Raw genomic sequence first — 15,333 nt, 5'->3', positions numbered from 1 at the left:
AAGTCCGTTGACATGCAAAGCCGTTGACGACACGAGAGGACGCCCGCCCATGGCGCACCGCACCACCGGCCCGCCCCGCCACGGCCCGCGCCCGGCGGAGCCCTCCCTCACCGCCGCCCACGGCACCGCCCTGCGCCTGATCCGGGCCGGACTCACCGCGAACCGGACCGCCGCGCTCCGGCTGACCTGGTGGACCCTGCTCTCCGCGGCCCCCGCCCTGGTCTCCGGCAAGGCCCTCGCCGTCGCCGTCGACCAGGGCTTCCTGCTGGACCGGCCCCGCACCGCCGCCCTCGGACTCGGCGTGTTCGCCCTCGCCACCCTCGGCGGCGCCTGGGCCGGCCGGCAGACCTACCCCTGGCTCGCCGAGATCGTCGAACCCCTGCGGGACCGGCTGCTGCGGGACGTCGTCACGGGCACCCTGCACCGCGCGACCGCGCCCCCGGACGCCTTCCGCACGCCACCGGACGGCTCCGCCGCCGTGGCCGTCGCCCGGCTCACCCGGCAGGTGGAGGCCGTCCGGGACGCGCTCGCCGGCCAGCTCATGCTGCTGTGGCAGTTCGTCCTGACGGTCGCCGCCGTCGTCGCGGGCACCGCCGTCCTGGCCCCCGCCGCCGTCCCGCTCGTCGCAGGACCGCTGCTCGTCGCCCTGGCCCTCTTCGCCGCCCTCGCCCCCGCCACCGTCCGCCGACAGCGCGCCGCCTTCGACGCCGAGGAGGCGCTGGCGGGCCGTACCGTCACGACCCTCACCGCCCTGCGCGACATCGTCGCCTGCGGGGCCCAGGAACACGCCCGACGCGACGCCCTCGACGCCGTCCACACCCATCTGCGCACCTCGCGGGCCCTCGCCTCCGTGTCGGCGCTACGGCGGCTCATCGTGGCCCTCGGCGCGCACAGCCCCCTCCTCCTCGTCGTCCTCGCCGCGCCCGACCTGCGCGACCGGGGCATGACCGCCGGCGCGATCGTGGGCGTGCTCGCCTACGTCCTGGCCACCCTCGAACCCGCCGTCCGGCTCCTGGTGCAGGGACTCGGCGCCTCCTGGCTGCGCCTCGCCGTGGCCGCCGAACGGCTCGCCGAGGCCGCCCGCCACCCGGAACCGCCCCCCGACCCGCACCCCGCGCTGCGACCGGCGGACGGCTCGGCGGCGCTGACGGGGATCGTCTTCGCGTACGGCCCCGGAGCCGAACCCGTCCTCGACGGACTCGACCTGACCCTCGCCGACGGCGAACACCTGGTCGTCGTCGGCCCGTCCGGCATCGGCAAGTCGACACTGGCCGCCGTCCTCGCGGGCATGCTGCCGCCCGACAGCGGACGGGCCGCCCTCGGCGGAGCGCCCCTCGACCGCATCGCCCGCCGCGAACTGGCCCGCGCCCGGGTCCTGGTGCCGCAGGACCCCTACGTGTTCGCCGGCACCCTGGGCGAGAACCTCCGCTACCTGGCCCCCGACACCCCCGACCACGCCCTCGCCGAGGCCCTCACTGCGCTCGGTCTCGACGGACTGGCCGAGCGGATCGGGGGCGCCGACGGACCCGTCGACCCGGCCACGCTCTCCTCCGGGGAACGCGCCCTCGTCGCCCTCGCGCGCGCCTATCTCTCCGACGCCCGGCTGGTCGTCCTCGACGAGGTCACCCGGCATCTCGACGCGGCGGCCGAACGACGCGTCGAGGAGGCGTTCCGACGGCGGCCCGGCACCGTCGTCACCCTCGCCCACCGCATGTCCCTCGCCCCGCGCGCCGACCGGGTCCTCCTGCTCGACGGCACCCGCCCGAGCACCGGCACCCACGACACGCTCCTGGCCCAAGTCCCGCTCTACGCCGAGCTGGTGGGCCACTGGGGGACGGGAGCGGCCGACCCCGGACGCGCCGGAGCCGGCCGCACCGCCGCGGGCCTCAGCAGCCCGGGCGCAGCATCAGATCGCTCATCGTCGCGTCCCGCGGCAGATCCAGCGCCGTGACCACGGCGGCCGCCACCGAGGCCGGGCTCATATGGGCCTCCGGCTGATAGGGGAGACCGAACTGCTCGTGCAGCCTGACCTGCATGGGTGTGTCGGTCTCCCCGGGATACACGGTGGTCACCCGGACGCCGTGCGCATACTCCTCCGCCCGCAGCGACTCGGCCAGCGCCTTCAGACCGAACTTGGACGCGGCGTACGCGCTCAGCCGCGGCGGCGCGTGCACGCCCGCACCCGAGTTGACGAACACGACATGCCCGCGGCCCGCGCGCAAGGCGGGCAGCAGCACTCCGGTCAGCTCCGCCGGGGCGACGAGGTTCACCGCGAGCGTGTCCTGCCAGGACTCGGCGCTCAACTCGCCCACCCGGCCCGACTCCACGACCCCGGCCACATGCAGCAGCGAGTCGAGCCGCTCGGGCAGCACCTGCGCCGCCAGCCGGTCGCGTATCGACGCCGGCGCGGACAGATCGGCCACGAGCGTCCGGCTCTCCGGGAACCGGGCACGTAACTCCTCCGCCCGCGCCTCGTTCCGGGCCAGCAGCCACAACTCCTGCCCCCGCGAGGCGAACAGCGCCGCCACCGCCGCGCCGATACCCGAGCCGGCGCCTGTGATCAGGTGAACTCCCATAACCTGATACATACCCCATATGGCGAACTCATCCCTTACGTCTGACGGCGGCTCCGCAGGAAGCGCACCACGCGGGTGACGCCGAAGCCGAGCAGCCAGGGGAGGAGGGTGATCGCGCCGACGTACACGCCGAGATAGCCGAGGAAGTCGTACACGTGCTGGGGGGTTCCGAGGGAGCCGTCCACCTGCCGTGGCCGTTCCCAGCGGCTCAGCGGGAAGACCATGACGACGGCGGAGGTCGCCACGGGCCCCAACGGGACGAGTACCGACCACAGTCGGGGCCGGATCCCGGGCGCCGAGGCGCACCACGCCCCGAGCGAGGCCATCGCGAACGGCCCGAACGGCACCCACAGCACGGCCGGGTAGAGCAGCAGCACCCACCACGCGTCGGAGTAACCGAACATCATCGGCGTCTCAACGTCCTTACAGCGTCGGGAAGACGACGACGAAGAAGAACCAGAGCAGCCCGGCCCAGAAGACCGCCGCCGCCAGCGACACGAGCAGGGAGCTGCGCCACCTCAGCACCAGGAACGGGAACAGGAACAGGGCCGCCCAGTGTCCCGCGACGTCGATGGAGATACGCGCGGCCTCGTTGAGGCTCCGCGCGCGCCCGGTGGCGATACGGCGCAGCAGCCGCTGGGAGACGAAACCGTAGAGGCCGAACACGATCGGGAAGAACCACAGGGGCGTGTACGCGACCAGTTCCGTCTCCGAGAACTCGTCGAACATCACCCCGTAGATCAGCCCGGCCCCCAGCACACCGCCGATCAACGCCGTCACATACAGGGCGGTCAGCACGACCGGCTCGACGGCCCCGGCCGGCACGGGCACCGGCGAGGCGTACGGGACGTCGGGCGGCGGGACCCGCACCACCTGATGGCAGTGCGGACACCGGACATCCATCCCGGCACGGTCGGCCGGAGCCGAGATGAGATGCCCGCACGAAGCGTGAAAGTGAACCTGCTGACCTGGATTCATGCGCCCTTCCCCGGTGGCCCGCCCGAAACGGGCGCGAACTGATGCCGAAGACGACCCACGCAAACCTCCGGTTCCCGGCGAGCAGTTGAGACCAGGGCATCGCTGAGTGTCGCCCGGGCATACGCCAAGTGATCCACTTCGCCGCCCACTTGGAGGACCCCACCGGTGACCGTCCCCACGCCCCGTCGCCGCCGCTTCGACCTGCGGGTGACGGCCCTGTTCTTCGTCCTCCTCGCCCTCCTGCTGAGCCTCGGAGCCCTGCTCGCCCGCACCGCCGCGGCCGCGGCCGAACGCCGTCCCGCCTGGGCGGTGATCCTGCTCCTCCTCGGCTCGGCGGGCCTGATCGCCTGCCACCGAGGCCGCCGTCGCTGGTCGACACGCACAGTGCTACGACGTGCCGGCGCGGCGCTGGAGGAAGCGGCCGAAACAGCGGCGGACGCCCTGGACGAGAAACCATTCGCTGGATCCGGAGGAGTTCGAGCGTGCGATAGCCGACCTGTGCGCCCGGGACGACTGCGCGGACGTCGAAGTCGTCGGCGGCGCGGGCGACTTGGGCGCCGACGTGGCGGCCACGGCGATCTGGAGGAGCTCGCGGACTTCTATCGCGTTGCCGCAGACGCGGATGACGTGGTGGTCAAGCATCTGAGCTGCTGAGTACCCCGCAGCTCAAGCCCCACCCCACTTGCCGCCGTCAGCGGCCCTTTCGTACCCGGGCCGCCGCCCTGGCCTCTGCTGCCTTGCGGGCCTCTGTTGCCTTGCGGGTGGGCTTGGTCGGGCGGCCCGGTTGGGTGCCGAGGCCGCGGAAGGGGGCGTTGCCGGTGGGCTTCGGGCCGGTCGGGGGGCGCTTCGCGCCTGTCAGCGCGGTCAGTTGGGCCTCGCCGGAGCGTACCTGGGTGATCGTCGGGCGGATACCGGCCTCGGACATCATCCGGTTCACGTCGCGCCGCTGGTTCGGGGTGACCAGGGTGACCACGCGCCCGGACTCGCCTGCCCGTGCCGTCCGTCCGCCGCGGTGGAGGTAGTCCTTGGCGTCGGCCGGCGGGTCGACGTTGACGACGAGGTCCAGCGCGTCGATGTGGATGCCCCGCGCGGCGACGTTCGTGGCCACCAGCACGGTGACCGCGCCCTCCTTGAACTGGGCGAGGGTGTGCGTGCGCTGCGGCTGCGACTTGCCGCTGTGCAGGGCGCCGGCCCGGACCCCGCTGGCCCGCAGATGGCGGGTGAACTGGTCCACGCCCGCCTTGGTGTCCAGGAACATCAGCACCCGGCCGTCCCGCGCCGCGATCTCCGTCGCCGTCGCGTACTTGTCGGCGGGGTGGACGTTGAGCACGTGGTGCTCCATCGTGGCGACCGAGCCCGCCACCCGGTCGACGGACACCGCGACCGGGTCATGGAGGTGGTCGCGCACCAACTGGTCGACGTTGCGGTCGAGCGTCGCCGAGAACAGCAGCCGCTGCCCGTCGGCGGGCACCTGGCCCAGGATGTCCGTCACCTGCGGCAGGAACCCCAGGTCGCACATCTGGTCGGCCTCGTCCAGCACCGTGATCCGGACCTGGTCGAGGTGGCAGTCGCGGCGGGAGACCAGGTCGGTGAGCCGCCCCGGCGTGGCGACCAGCACCTCCACGCCCGAGCGCAGCAGCGCCTGCTGCCGGTTGATGGACAGCCCGCCGACGACCGTCCCCAGCCGTACGTCCATCGTCCGCGCGTACGGCGTGAGCGCGTCGGTCACCTGCTGGGCGAGTTCCCGTGTCGGCACCAGGACCAGCGCGAGCGGCCGCTTCGCCTCCGCGCGCCGGCCCGCCGTCCGCACGAGCAGCGCGAGACCGAAGGCCAGCGTCTTGCCGGAGCCGGTCCGGGCCCGCCCGAGGACGTCACGGCCCGCCAGCGCGTTCGGCAGGGTCGCCGCCTGGATCGGGAAGGGCTCCGTCACCCCGAGACCGCTCATCGTCTCCAGCACCCGCGGCGGCAGCCCGAGCGCGTCGAAGGACGCGGCCGGCGGCAGACCGGGGGACTCCGTCCCGGGCGTCGGGAGGTCGTCCCGCGGCGCCGTACGGGGGCGTGCGGACTCCGGCTGCTTCGCGTCCATGGGAGGGGAACCTTTCTGGTCGGGCCCCGGAACGCGCCGAGGCCCGTACACATCGGTACGGGCCCCAGCGGTGTCGAAGCGTGCCCCCATTTTACCAGCGGCCGCCCGGCCACCCGGCGGCCGCCCGGCCACCCGCCCGGCCACCCGCCGTGCCGGGACCGCCCAGGCCGCGGACGCACCCAGGCCGCGGACACTCCACCGGCCGCCTCAGAAGTTGCCGTAATTGACCTGCCACGTCGGCAGCCCCATCCGGCGCCACACCGCCACCACACGGTCGCGGTCGTCGAGGGAGACCCGGACCGCGTAGCGGTGACGCACATGCCGGTCGAACAGCTCGGCCTTCACCACGTCGTCCCGGCGCCCGTCACCCGCGGCGCGCATCCACAGCTCGTCGTACGGCACGTCGTGCGCGCGCAGCCACGCCTCCGTCCGCTCACGGTGCTCCTCGCCGCGGCCCGAGAGCAGCACGACGACATCGCCGTCGGCGCCCCGGAAGGAGCGCAGCGCCCCGCGCACGGACACGTTGAGCAGGTCCTCCTCGCAGCGCGTGAAGTCGAACGGCCCCCGGTCGCCCCGCAGCGCGAGCGTGCCGTCGATGTCGCACAGGACCGCCGAGGGCAGCGCCGGGTCGGCGGTGTACGGCTCGACGGGCGGCGGCACGTCGTTGAGCCACTCCGCGGTGAGCCGCCAGCCGCCCTTGCGGGCCGTGGTGTGCTTGTCGGCGAGGATCCGGATGATCTCCTCGCCGACCGCCGGCTCCCGTAGCGCGTCGCGCCGTACGCACTCCTCCACCGGTACGTCGGTGAAGTCGTGCACGACGAAGGTGGCCTGTCCGCCCACGGCGGCCTTCAGCCGCTTCGGGATGTGCGGGGTCATGTGCGTGTTGTCCACGACGACGTCGAAACCGCCGTCGACGGCCGCCCGCACCGCCGCGTCCTGGATCGCCAGCACGGTCTGCTCGTGCGCGTACCCGCGGCGGCCCTCGGACAGCGGAATGTCGAGCATCGCCCGCAGATCGTCCAGGTTGACACGCCGCATCCGGCCCTCGGACTCCGCCTGGAGGGCGCGTGCGGCGGTCGTCTTCCCCGAGGCCGGAAGCCCCGTCATGACGTGTACGACGGGCACGGTCAGTTCTCCTCATCGGTCTTGAACGGATCGGACGCCTCCGGCCGGGCGGCACGGTAGGTCACCAGCTCGGTCGGACGGCCGTCCAGGCGCAGGAACATGGCGGGGCGCAGCGCCGGGTCGGGCAGCTCCCGTACCGCGCGGGCGAACGCGCCCCGGTCGCCGGCGAGCGGGGCCAGGGACCGGAACGCCGCGTCGATCGCCCGCTCGCGGTCGGCCACCTGCTTGTCGATGCCGGCGATGACGGCGCGCACCCAGGCGTCGAACTCGTCCGGCACCTGCTCCAGGAGCGCGTCCAGCGGCCGGCCCCCGGACGCCTCGACGTCCGCCGTCGAGCAGCCCAGCGCCTGGGCCACCTGCTTGGCGGGCAGCCCCGCGAACCGCTGGACGCCGTGCCCGCGCCAGATGTCCCGTTCGGTCACCCCGGTGAGCACCTTGTGCAGCCGTACGTACTCGGCGAGCTTCGCCTTGGCGCGCACCCCCGACGCGAACCGCAGGACGAAGCCCTCGGCCTCGACGCCGGTGGCGGCCCGGCCGCCGGGCAGCCGGTTGCCCTCGGCCAGCGCCAGCAGCTCGGCGAGCGGCATGGCGGGCCACACGGTGACGACCGACCCGATGCCCTCCCAGTGGGGCGCGGCCTCGGACAGGCCGACCTCCGTGCCGTCCCTGCCGAACGAGGCCAGCAGCACCAGGTCCCGCCGGTCCCCGTAGTCGACGACGATACGATTCTGCGGGTACAGGATCTCGGCCAGGTAGGTCACCCCGGGAACCAGCCGCGAGGTGTCCTTCCCGTCCAGCAGCCGCTGCGCCCAGGTGGCCTGTGTGCTGATGAACGACCCCTTGGACGCCACCCGCCACCGGTCCGCGTAGTGGAAGACGACGGCCAGGCTGCCGTCGACCTTGTCGTACACCTCGAACGGCTCGTCGGGGAGGCTCGGCGCGTAGGGCTGACCGGCCTCGTGCTCACCGACGTTGAAGAACTTCGGCAGCGGAAGCGCCACGATCTCCCCGGTGGCGTCGTCGGCCACGAGACCCCGGCAGCGGGTCGTCACCCGGTTCCACACCCGCTCGTACTGGCATGTCCTCGTGTACGTGTAGATGGACAGCGGCAGTTCCGGGTGCGACTTGCGCGTGACGTGCCCCGCGTCGAGAGCGGCGGCCAGCTCGTGCGGCGGCAGCAGCTCATGGAGAGTCAGGTGGTCCTGGCTCATTGGTTCCCTCCCCTTGGTGGACCCCGATTGTGACGTGCGGGCAACCCCGGTGACCAGCCAATTTGGCCGCCTCGACTGTCACACGCCCGTCCCCGCCCCGTCACAGACCCCCACCGAACACCCCCGACGGCACCCGTCCGTGACGCCCGTCGTGCCACCATGCCGACGCACGCATCAGGTTCAGGGGGGACCCATCATGCAGACCCGTACGCGCACCCGCGCAGCAGTCGCCACCACCACGCTGCTCCTCGCCGCACTCACCGCCTGCTCCTCCTCCGACGGCGGCACCCCCGCCGACAGCGAGCCCACGATCAGCGTCCCCGCCGAGCACGAGGGCGACGACCTGGAGGCCGCCGTCGCCGTCTACACCGCCTCCTACTTCGCCGGTGACGCCGACACGGCGTACGGCATGCTCTCCGCGCGCTGCGCGGAGGAGACGACGAAGGACGCCTACACCGCCGTGGTGAAGAAGGCGGCGGCCGACCACGGCGCCGACCACCCCCTGACCGACGTGCACGCCGAGGTGTCCGGCACGACGGGGCACGCCACCTACAAGGTCACGGGACTGCCGAAGTTCGACAGGAAGGAACAGCCCTGGACGCTGGAGGACGGCGCCTGGAAGTACGACGACTGCTGAACCGGAACCGGAACCGCCCGCCTACGGAGGATCGGCTGCGGGAGCCTTCAGCGCCTGGTACACCGCCCACACCACGGCCACCAGCGGTACGGCGACCACCGCGCCGATCACCCCCGCCGCGACCGCCCCGCCGACGACCGCCAGGGCCACCACCACCGGATGCAGCCGCACCGCCCAGCTCATCACCAGGGGGTGCAGCAGATGGCCCTCGATCTGTCCGATGACGACGATCAGGGCCACGACCACCAGCGCGATGAAGGGCCCCTTCGAGGCGAGGGCGACGACGGCCGCGACCGCCAGGGCGATCGGCGAGCCGATCAGGGGGATGAACGCGGCCAGGAACTCCAGCAGCGCCAGCGGTATGGCGAGCGGCACCCCGAGCGCGAACAGGGCGATGCCCACGAGGACCGCGTTGACCGCCGCGACCAGCAGGATGCCGTGCGTGTACCCGGTGAAGGTCCGCCACGCGGCCCGGCCCCCGACCGTGAACCGCCGGCGCGCCCCCTCGGGGAGCTGAGCGCACACCCACCGCCACTGCCGGTCCCCGGAGTGCGTGAAGAACACGGCGCAGAACAGGGCCAGGGCGAGTACGGTCAGCACCTCGACCAGCCGGCTCGCGCCGCTGAGCGCCGTACTGATGAGGGTGGAGCGGTGGCTCGAGAGGAGTCTGCCGATCCGGGACTGGAGGTCGTCGAAGGCGTCCGGCGGGAACCGGAAGGGCGGGTCCTCCAACTGGCGCTCGATGCGGTCGATGCCCGCCACGAACTCCTTCTCCAGCCCGCTGCGCTGATCCGCGGCGGTCTCACCGACCAGGGCGAGCACACCGAGGACGAGCACGATGCCACCGACCAGCGCGGTCGCCACCGCGAGCGGACGGGGCAGGAACCGGGCGAGGAGATCCACCACCGGGCGCAGCACGGCGGTGACGACCAGGCCGAGGAAGACGGCGACGGCGATCCGGTGGAACTGCCCGAGCACGGAGAACGTGACGTGGACGACCACGCCGACCGCGATGATCCGCCACGCGTAGGCGGCCGCGGTCCGCAGCACGTCCGGGACGCGCGGCTCCTCGCCGCCCCGCCGTGCGGGCGGCCGGGCGGACGGCCGGGCGGGCTGGTCGGGAGGAGGTGGGGGCATCTCATGCTCGTACCACTCGCCGGCCGCCGGCCCGCGGCACGGGCCCGGAGTTCCCCCGAAGGCCGGTACCGGACACCGGCCGCCCGCCCCGCCCGGCGGTGAAACGGGCAGAGAACGGGCACGCTCCGGGGCCAAGCAGGCGTCGAAATCCCGAACGAGGACCTGTCAAAGGGCTCTGACCTGGGATTATGTAGCTCCGGTCACGGCCACATTCGGTCACGATCCGCCGGTGGACGAGCCTGGCCACCATGTGCGATCCCCTTGTAGAAATTTGGCCAACCGGACAGAGACGTCAGACGGAGGTGTAGCCATGGATGTCGAGGAACGCAGGCACGGGATCCTGGAGGCGGCACGCCGTGACGGGGCCGTCGACGTCAAGGTGCTCGCCGGCACGCTCGGCGTCTCGCCCGAGACCGTACGGCGGGATCTGAACGCCCTGGAGCGCCACGGGCTCGTCCGCCGCACCCACGGCGGCGCGTACCCCGTCGAGAGCGCCGGTTTCGAGACGACGCTCGCCTTCCGCGCCACCGACCACGTGCCCGAGAAGAACCGGATCGCGGTGGCCGCCGCCGCGCTCCTCGGGGACGCCGAGACCGTCTACATCGACGAGGGCTACACCCCGCAGCTCATCGCCGCCGCACTCCCGCGCGACCGGCCCCTGACCGTGGTCACCTCCTCGCTCACCACGGCCGGAGCCCTCGCCTGCGCCCGCAACATCAGCGTCCTGCTGCTCGGCGGGCGGGTGCGCGGCGGCACCCTCGCCACGGTCGACCACTGGGCCACCCACATGCTGTCCGGCTTCGTCATCGACCTGGCGTACGTCGGCGCGAACGGCATCTCCCGCGAGTACGGGCTCACCACGCCCGACCCCGCGGTCAGCCAGGTGAAGGCACAGGTCGTCCGCGTCGCCCGACGCCGTGTGTTCTCCGGAGTCCACACCAAGTTCGGCGCCGTGAGCTTCTGCCCCTTCGCGAAGATCACGGACTTCGAGGCCATCGTCACCGACACCGGCCTCAGCAACTCCGAGGCCCAACGCTACGCACTGCTGGGACCACAGGTCATCCAGGCGTGAACCCCCACATCCTCAGCTCCCCCCCCCGCACATCCCACCCGCACGGCCAGGGCACGGCCTCCCGCGCCCATGAACATCTCCTGGAGTCAGTCATGCGCACAAGAAGAACGCTCCACCTCCTCGCCACGAGCGCGGCGGCGGGCTCGCTGCTGGTCGGCTGTAGCGGGGCCGGCGGCTCCTCGGGCTCGGACGGCGGCGGGAAGACCATCAACGTGCTGATGGTCGGCAACCCGCAGATGGAGGACATCGCGAAGCTGACGGAGAGCACGTTCACCAAGGACACCGGCATCAAGGTCAAGTTCACGATCCTTCCCGAGAACGAACTGCGCGACAAGGTCACCCAGGACGTCGCCACCCAGGCCGGCCAGTACGACGTCGCCACCATCGGCGCCTACGAGGTACCCATCTGGGAGAAGAACGGCTGGCTGCACGAACTCAGCTCCTACGCCGACCAGGACACCGCCTTCGACAAGGGCGACCTGCTCAAGCCGATCGTCACCTCCCTGTCCGGCTCCGACGGCAAGCTGTACGCCCTGCCGTTCTACGGCGAGTCGTCCATGCTCATGTACAACAAGGACGTCATGGCGGCGAAGGGCATCACGGTGCCCGAGCACCCGACCTGGCCGCAGATAGCCGACATCGCCGCCAAGGTCGACGGCGCCGAACCGGGCATGCGCGGCATCTGTCTGCGCGGCCTCGCCGGCTGGGGCGAACTGGGCGCCACCCTGACGACCGTCGTCAACACCTACGGCGGCACCTGGTTCACCAAGGACTGGAAGGCCGAGGTCGACAGCCCCGCCTTCAAGAAGGCCACCAACTTCTACGTCGACCTGGTGCGCGAGCACGGACAGGCCGGCGCCGCCCAGTCCGGCTTCACCGAGTGCCTGAACGCGATGAGCCAGAAGAAGGCCGCCATGTGGTACGACGCCACCAGCGCCGCCGGATCACTGGAGGACGCCAAGACCAGCAAGATCGCCGGCCATGTCGGCTACGCGTACGCGCCGACCGTCGAGACGAAGAGCAGCGGCTGGCTCTGGTCCTGGGCCTGGGCCATGCCCAAGACCACCAAGAAGGCCGACGCCGCCTCGAAGTTCATGCTGTGGGCCTCCGGCAAGGAGTACGAGAAGCTCGTCGGCGAGAAGCTCGGCTGGTCGCGCGTCCCGGCCGGCAAGCGGGCCAGCACCTACGCCCTGCCCGAGTACAGCAAGGCCGCCGGTTCGTTCGGCGACATCACCCTGAAGTCGATCGAGGCGGCCGACCCTGCCAACCCGGGCGTGCAGCCCCGGCCCACCGTCGGCGTCCAGTACGTGGCCATCCCCGAGTTCCAGGACCTCGGCACCAAGGTCACCCAGGAGATCTCCGCCGCCATCGCCGGCAAGACCACCGTCGACAAGGCGCTGAAGGACGGCCAGAAGCTCGCCGAGGACGTCGCCGAGACCTACCAGAAGTGACGCCCGCAGCCCGGCCGGCCGCACACCGGCCGGGCCCCGCTTCCCCACCCCCGCCGGCCCCGGCGAAGGACCTCACATGACCACGCTCACCCACCCACCCCGCACGGCGTCCCCGCCGGCCCGCCCGCGCAGGACCGCGGGCGACGGGAAATGGCGCCGCCGCATCCCCCTGCTGCCGGCGCTCGTCTTCACCGTCGTCGTCACCCAGCTCCCGTTCGTGGCGACCCTCGTCATCTCCACCTTCGAGTGGAACATCCTCAAGCCGGGCAACCGCCACTTCGTCGGTCTCGCCAACTTCAAGTTCGTCTTCACCGACGAACGGCTGCGCACCGCGGTCCTCAACACCGTCGTCCTCACGGCGTCGGTGGTGCTCATCAGCGTGCTCCTCGGCCTCGGCCTGGCGATGCTCCTCGACCGCCGGTTCGCAGGCCGCGGCCTGGCCCGCACCCTGCTCATCGCGCCGTTCCTGGTGATGCCGGTCGCGGCCGCGCTGCTGTGGAAGCACGCCATCTACAACCCCGACTACGGCCTGCTCAACGGCACCCTGAATGCCGTGTACCGGCTCTTCGGCGCCGACAACGGCCCCACCGTCGACTGGATCTCCTCCTACCCGATGCCCGCCGTCGTGGTCTCGCTGGTCTGGCAGTGGACGCCGTTCATGATGCTGATCCTGCTGGCCGGCCTCCAGGCCCAGCCCGGCGACGTCCTGGAGGCGGCCCGCGTCGACGGGGCGTCGGCCATGGCGACCTTCCGCCACATCACGCTGCCGCATCTGCGCCAGTACATCGAGCTGGGCATCCTGCTCGGCACCATCTACGTCGTCCAGACCTTCGACGCCGTCTACACCATCACCCAGGGCGGCCCCGGCTCGCAGACGACGAACCTGCCCTACGAGATCTACCTGACCATGTTCCGCAAGTACGAGTACGGCCAGGCGGCCGCGGCCGGAGTCGTCGTCGTGCTCGGCTCCATCGTGATCGCGACCTTCGCGCTGCGCACCATCGCGTCGCTGTTCCGCGAGGAGGTGTCCCGATGAGCGCGCACGCCCCCGCCGCCCCCGGCGCCCGGCTGAAGAAGCTCGTCCGCCGCGACACGGCACGCCGGGAGGCGCCCGACGCCGCGCACCGGCTGTCCCCGCTGTGGACCTTCGTCGCCTGGCTCGCCACCCTCGCCTTCTTCGCCCCGGTGGCGTGGATGGTCCTCACCTCCTTCCACCAGGAGGCGGACGCGGCGACCAACCCGCCGAGCCCGCTGGCCTCGCCCACCTTCGACCAGTACCGGCTGCTGTTCAGCCGGGACATCACGCCCTTCCTCCTCAACTCCGCCATGGCGAGCGTCATCTCGACGCTGCTGGTGCTGGCCCTCGCGGTGCCGACGGCCTACGCGCTGTCCATCAAGCCGGTCGAGAAGTGGACCGACGTGATGTTCTTCTTCCTGTCCACGAAGTTCCTGCCGGCCATCGCGGCCCTCCTGCCGGTCTATCTGATCGTCAAGGACGCCGGGATGCTCGACAACGTGTGGACGCTGGTCATCCTCTACACCGCCATGAACCTCCCGATCGCGGTGTGGATGATGCGCTCGTTCCTCGCCGAGGTGCCCAAGGAGATCCTGGAGGCCGCCGAGGTCGACGGCGCCGGACTGCCCACCGTGCTGCTGCGGATCGTCGCCCCGGTCGCCATGCCAGGACTCGCCGCCACCTCGCTGATCTGCTTCATCTTCAGTTGGAACGAGTTCATGTTCGCCGTGAACCTGACCGCCACCAACGCCTCGACCGCGCCGGTCTTCCTCGTCGGGTTCATCACCAGCGAGGGCCTCTTCCTCGCGCGCCTGTGCGCCGCCGCCACGCTGGTCTCCCTGCCGGTCCTCATCGCCGGCTTCGCCGCCCAGGACAAACTGGTCCGCGGCCTGTCCCTAGGAGCAGTCAAGTGAAAGCCGCCGTCATCGAAGCCCCCGGCAAGGTCACCGTCACCACGGTGCCCGACCCCACGCCCGGGCCGCGGGACGTCGTCGTCGACGTGTCGGCCTGCGGACTGTGCGGCACCGATCTGCACATCCTCCAGGGCGAGTTCGCCCCCACCCTGCCGATCGTGCCGGGCCACGAGTTCGCCGGCGAGGTCGTCGGCCTCGGCAGCCAGGTCACCGAACTCGCCCTCGGCGACCGGGTCGCCGTCGACCCCTCGCTGTACTGCCACGAGTGCCGCTACTGCCGGGTCGGGCACAACAACCTGTGCGACCGCTGGCAGGCCATCGGCGTGACCGTCCCCGGCGGCGCAGCCGAGTACGCCGTCGCCCCCGTCGCCAACTGCGTACGCCTGCCCGACCACATCGACGTCCAGGACGCGGCCCTCATCGAGCCGCTGTCCTGCGCGGTGCGCGGCTACGACGTCCTCAACAGCCGTCTCGGCGCCCATGTGCTGATCTACGGCAGCGGGACCATGGGCCTGATGATGCTGGAGCTGGCCAAGCGCACCGGCGCCGTGTCCGTGGACGTCGTCGACATCAACCCCGAGCGCCTCGCCACCGCCGAGAAGCTCGGCTGCTCGCAGTCGGGGCTCTCCGCCGACGAACTGGGCCGCCCCGGCGGCTGGGACGTGGTGATCGACGCCACCGGCAACGCCGCCGCCATCCAGGACGGTCTGGAGCGGGTCGCCAAGGCCGGTACGTTCCTCCAGTTCGGCGTCTCCGACTACGCGACGACGGCCACCATCTCGCCGTACAAGATCTACAACCAGGAGATCACCATCACCGGCTCCATGGCGGTCCTGCACAGCTACGAGCGGGCGGCGGAGCTGTTCGCCGCCGGGGTGCTCGACCCGCAGGTCTTCATCAGTGACCGGATGTCCCTGGACGACTACCCGAGGGCGCTGGAGCGGTTCGCCGCAGGCCAGGGGCGCAAGATCGTCGTCGTGCCCTGACTCGGACCCGCCCCGCGGGGTGCGATCGGCGTGCCGGACGTTCCGGCCGGCACGCCGATCGCGGCCCCGGTGTCCGTCGTCCCTCCGAAAGGATCGTTCGCGTGATCGTCGTCGCCGGTGAGGCCCTCATCGATCTGGTGCCCCA

Annotated in this window: 15 protein-coding genes; 8 read left to right on the top strand and 7 right to left on the bottom strand. The window is 71.9% G+C overall.

Annotation, left to right across the window (positions count from 1 at the left end):
• Positions 1–49 precede the first annotated feature (49 nt).
• Complete coding sequence (locus G6W55_RS10510; protein WP_175520532.1) at positions 50–1,951, top strand: ABC transporter ATP-binding protein; 1,902 nt, start codon at positions 50–52, stop codon at positions 1,949–1,951.
• Here the strand turns inward: G6W55_RS10510 and G6W55_RS10505 are convergent.
• From G6W55_RS10505 to G6W55_RS10495, 3 genes are read right to left on the bottom strand one after another with little or no spacing between them, the layout of a single operon-like run.
• Positions 1,887–2,576 carry an SDR family oxidoreductase gene (locus G6W55_RS10505; protein WP_078631798.1) on the bottom strand — a complete coding sequence of 230 codons (690 nt, stop codon included), beginning with the start codon at positions 2,574–2,576 and terminating at the stop codon, positions 1,887–1,889. The genes G6W55_RS10510 and G6W55_RS10505 overlap by 65 nt on opposite strands.
• Before the next feature lie 35 nt (positions 2,577–2,611).
• On the bottom strand, positions 2,612–2,983 hold the full coding sequence (locus G6W55_RS10500) for a hypothetical protein (RefSeq protein ID WP_175520531.1): 372 nt from the start codon (positions 2,981–2,983) through the stop codon (positions 2,612–2,614).
• Between the two features lie 16 nt (positions 2,984–2,999).
• Positions 3,000–3,479 (bottom strand): hypothetical protein, encoded by a 480-nt coding sequence (locus G6W55_RS10495; RefSeq protein WP_254876184.1) that lies wholly within the window; start codon positions 3,477–3,479, stop codon positions 3,000–3,002.
• Positions 3,480–3,948: 469 nt separating this feature from the next.
• Here G6W55_RS10495 and G6W55_RS39390 point away from each other — a divergent pair, with 469 nt between their 5' ends.
• The gene (locus G6W55_RS39390) at positions 3,949–4,200 is read left to right on the top strand and encodes a restriction endonuclease (RefSeq protein WP_175520529.1); all 252 of its coding nucleotides are present in this window, start codon (positions 3,949–3,951) and stop codon (positions 4,198–4,200) included.
• 45 nt (positions 4,201–4,245) lie between these two features.
• Here the strand turns inward: G6W55_RS39390 and G6W55_RS10485 are convergent, their stop codons facing one another.
• The 3 genes from G6W55_RS10485 to G6W55_RS10475 all read right to left on the bottom strand — a co-directional run bounded on the left by G6W55_RS10485 (position 4,246) and on the right by G6W55_RS10475 (position 7,976).
• A complete protein-coding gene (locus G6W55_RS10485; protein ID WP_175520528.1) occupies positions 4,246–5,640 on the bottom strand; it encodes a DEAD/DEAH box helicase in 1,395 nt (464 codons plus the stop codon).
• 207 nt (positions 5,641–5,847) lie between these two features.
• Positions 5,848–6,765: an AAA family ATPase gene (locus tag G6W55_RS10480; RefSeq protein ID WP_309243674.1), complete on the bottom strand. Its 918-nt coding sequence runs from the start codon at positions 6,763–6,765 to the stop codon at positions 5,848–5,850.
• Positions 6,766–6,767: 2 nt separating this feature from the next.
• Complete coding sequence (locus G6W55_RS10475) at positions 6,768–7,976, bottom strand: RNA ligase (protein ID WP_175520527.1); 1,209 nt, start codon at positions 7,974–7,976, stop codon at positions 6,768–6,770.
• A gap of 196 nt (positions 7,977–8,172) precedes the next feature.
• Here G6W55_RS10475 and G6W55_RS39215 point away from each other — a divergent pair, with 196 nt between their 5' ends.
• Positions 8,173–8,613: a hypothetical protein gene (locus G6W55_RS39215; RefSeq protein ID WP_175520526.1), complete on the top strand. Its 441-nt coding sequence runs from the start codon at positions 8,173–8,175 to the stop codon at positions 8,611–8,613.
• A gap of 21 nt (positions 8,614–8,634) precedes the next feature.
• Here G6W55_RS39215 and G6W55_RS10465 read toward each other — a convergent pair whose 3' ends face one another.
• On the bottom strand, positions 8,635–9,750 hold the full coding sequence (locus G6W55_RS10465) for an AI-2E family transporter (protein ID WP_254876183.1): 1,116 nt from the start codon (positions 9,748–9,750) through the stop codon (positions 8,635–8,637).
• Positions 9,751–10,060: 310 nt separating this feature from the next.
• On the opposite strand from G6W55_RS10465, the gene G6W55_RS10460 reads away from it, so the two are divergent.
• The 5 genes from G6W55_RS10460 (at position 10,061) to G6W55_RS10440 (ending at position 15,188) form a co-directional block, all read left to right on the top strand.
• Positions 10,061–10,822 carry a DeoR/GlpR family DNA-binding transcription regulator gene (locus G6W55_RS10460; RefSeq protein ID WP_175520525.1) on the top strand — a complete coding sequence of 254 codons (762 nt, stop codon included), beginning with the start codon at positions 10,061–10,063 and terminating at the stop codon, positions 10,820–10,822.
• A gap of 92 nt (positions 10,823–10,914) precedes the next feature.
• Positions 10,915–12,273, top strand: a complete 1,359-nt coding sequence (locus G6W55_RS10455; RefSeq protein WP_030780565.1) for a sugar ABC transporter substrate-binding protein — start codon at positions 10,915–10,917, stop codon at positions 12,271–12,273.
• 76 nt (positions 12,274–12,349) lie between these two features.
• The gene (locus G6W55_RS10450) at positions 12,350–13,309 is read left to right on the top strand and encodes a carbohydrate ABC transporter permease (RefSeq protein ID WP_030780562.1); all 960 of its coding nucleotides are present in this window, start codon (positions 12,350–12,352) and stop codon (positions 13,307–13,309) included.
• The gene (locus G6W55_RS10445; protein WP_175520524.1) at positions 13,306–14,202 is read left to right on the top strand and encodes a carbohydrate ABC transporter permease; all 897 of its coding nucleotides are present in this window, start codon (positions 13,306–13,308) and stop codon (positions 14,200–14,202) included. The genes G6W55_RS10450 and G6W55_RS10445 overlap by 4 nt, the downstream gene beginning before the upstream one ends.
• Positions 14,199–15,188 (top strand): zinc-dependent alcohol dehydrogenase family protein, encoded by a 990-nt coding sequence (locus G6W55_RS10440; RefSeq protein ID WP_175520523.1) that lies wholly within the window; start codon positions 14,199–14,201, stop codon positions 15,186–15,188. Before G6W55_RS10445 ends, G6W55_RS10440 begins: the two co-directional genes overlap by 4 nt.
• Positions 15,189–15,333 lie beyond the last annotated feature (145 nt).

It is taken from the genome of Streptomyces sp. CAI-85 (assembly GCF_013363615.1).
Taxonomy (GTDB): domain Bacteria; phylum Actinomycetota; class Actinomycetes; order Streptomycetales; family Streptomycetaceae; genus Streptomyces; species Streptomyces antibioticus_B.
The sequence above is the reverse complement of the archived record's forward strand: the minus strand, read 5'-3'. Positions and strand labels throughout refer to the sequence as shown.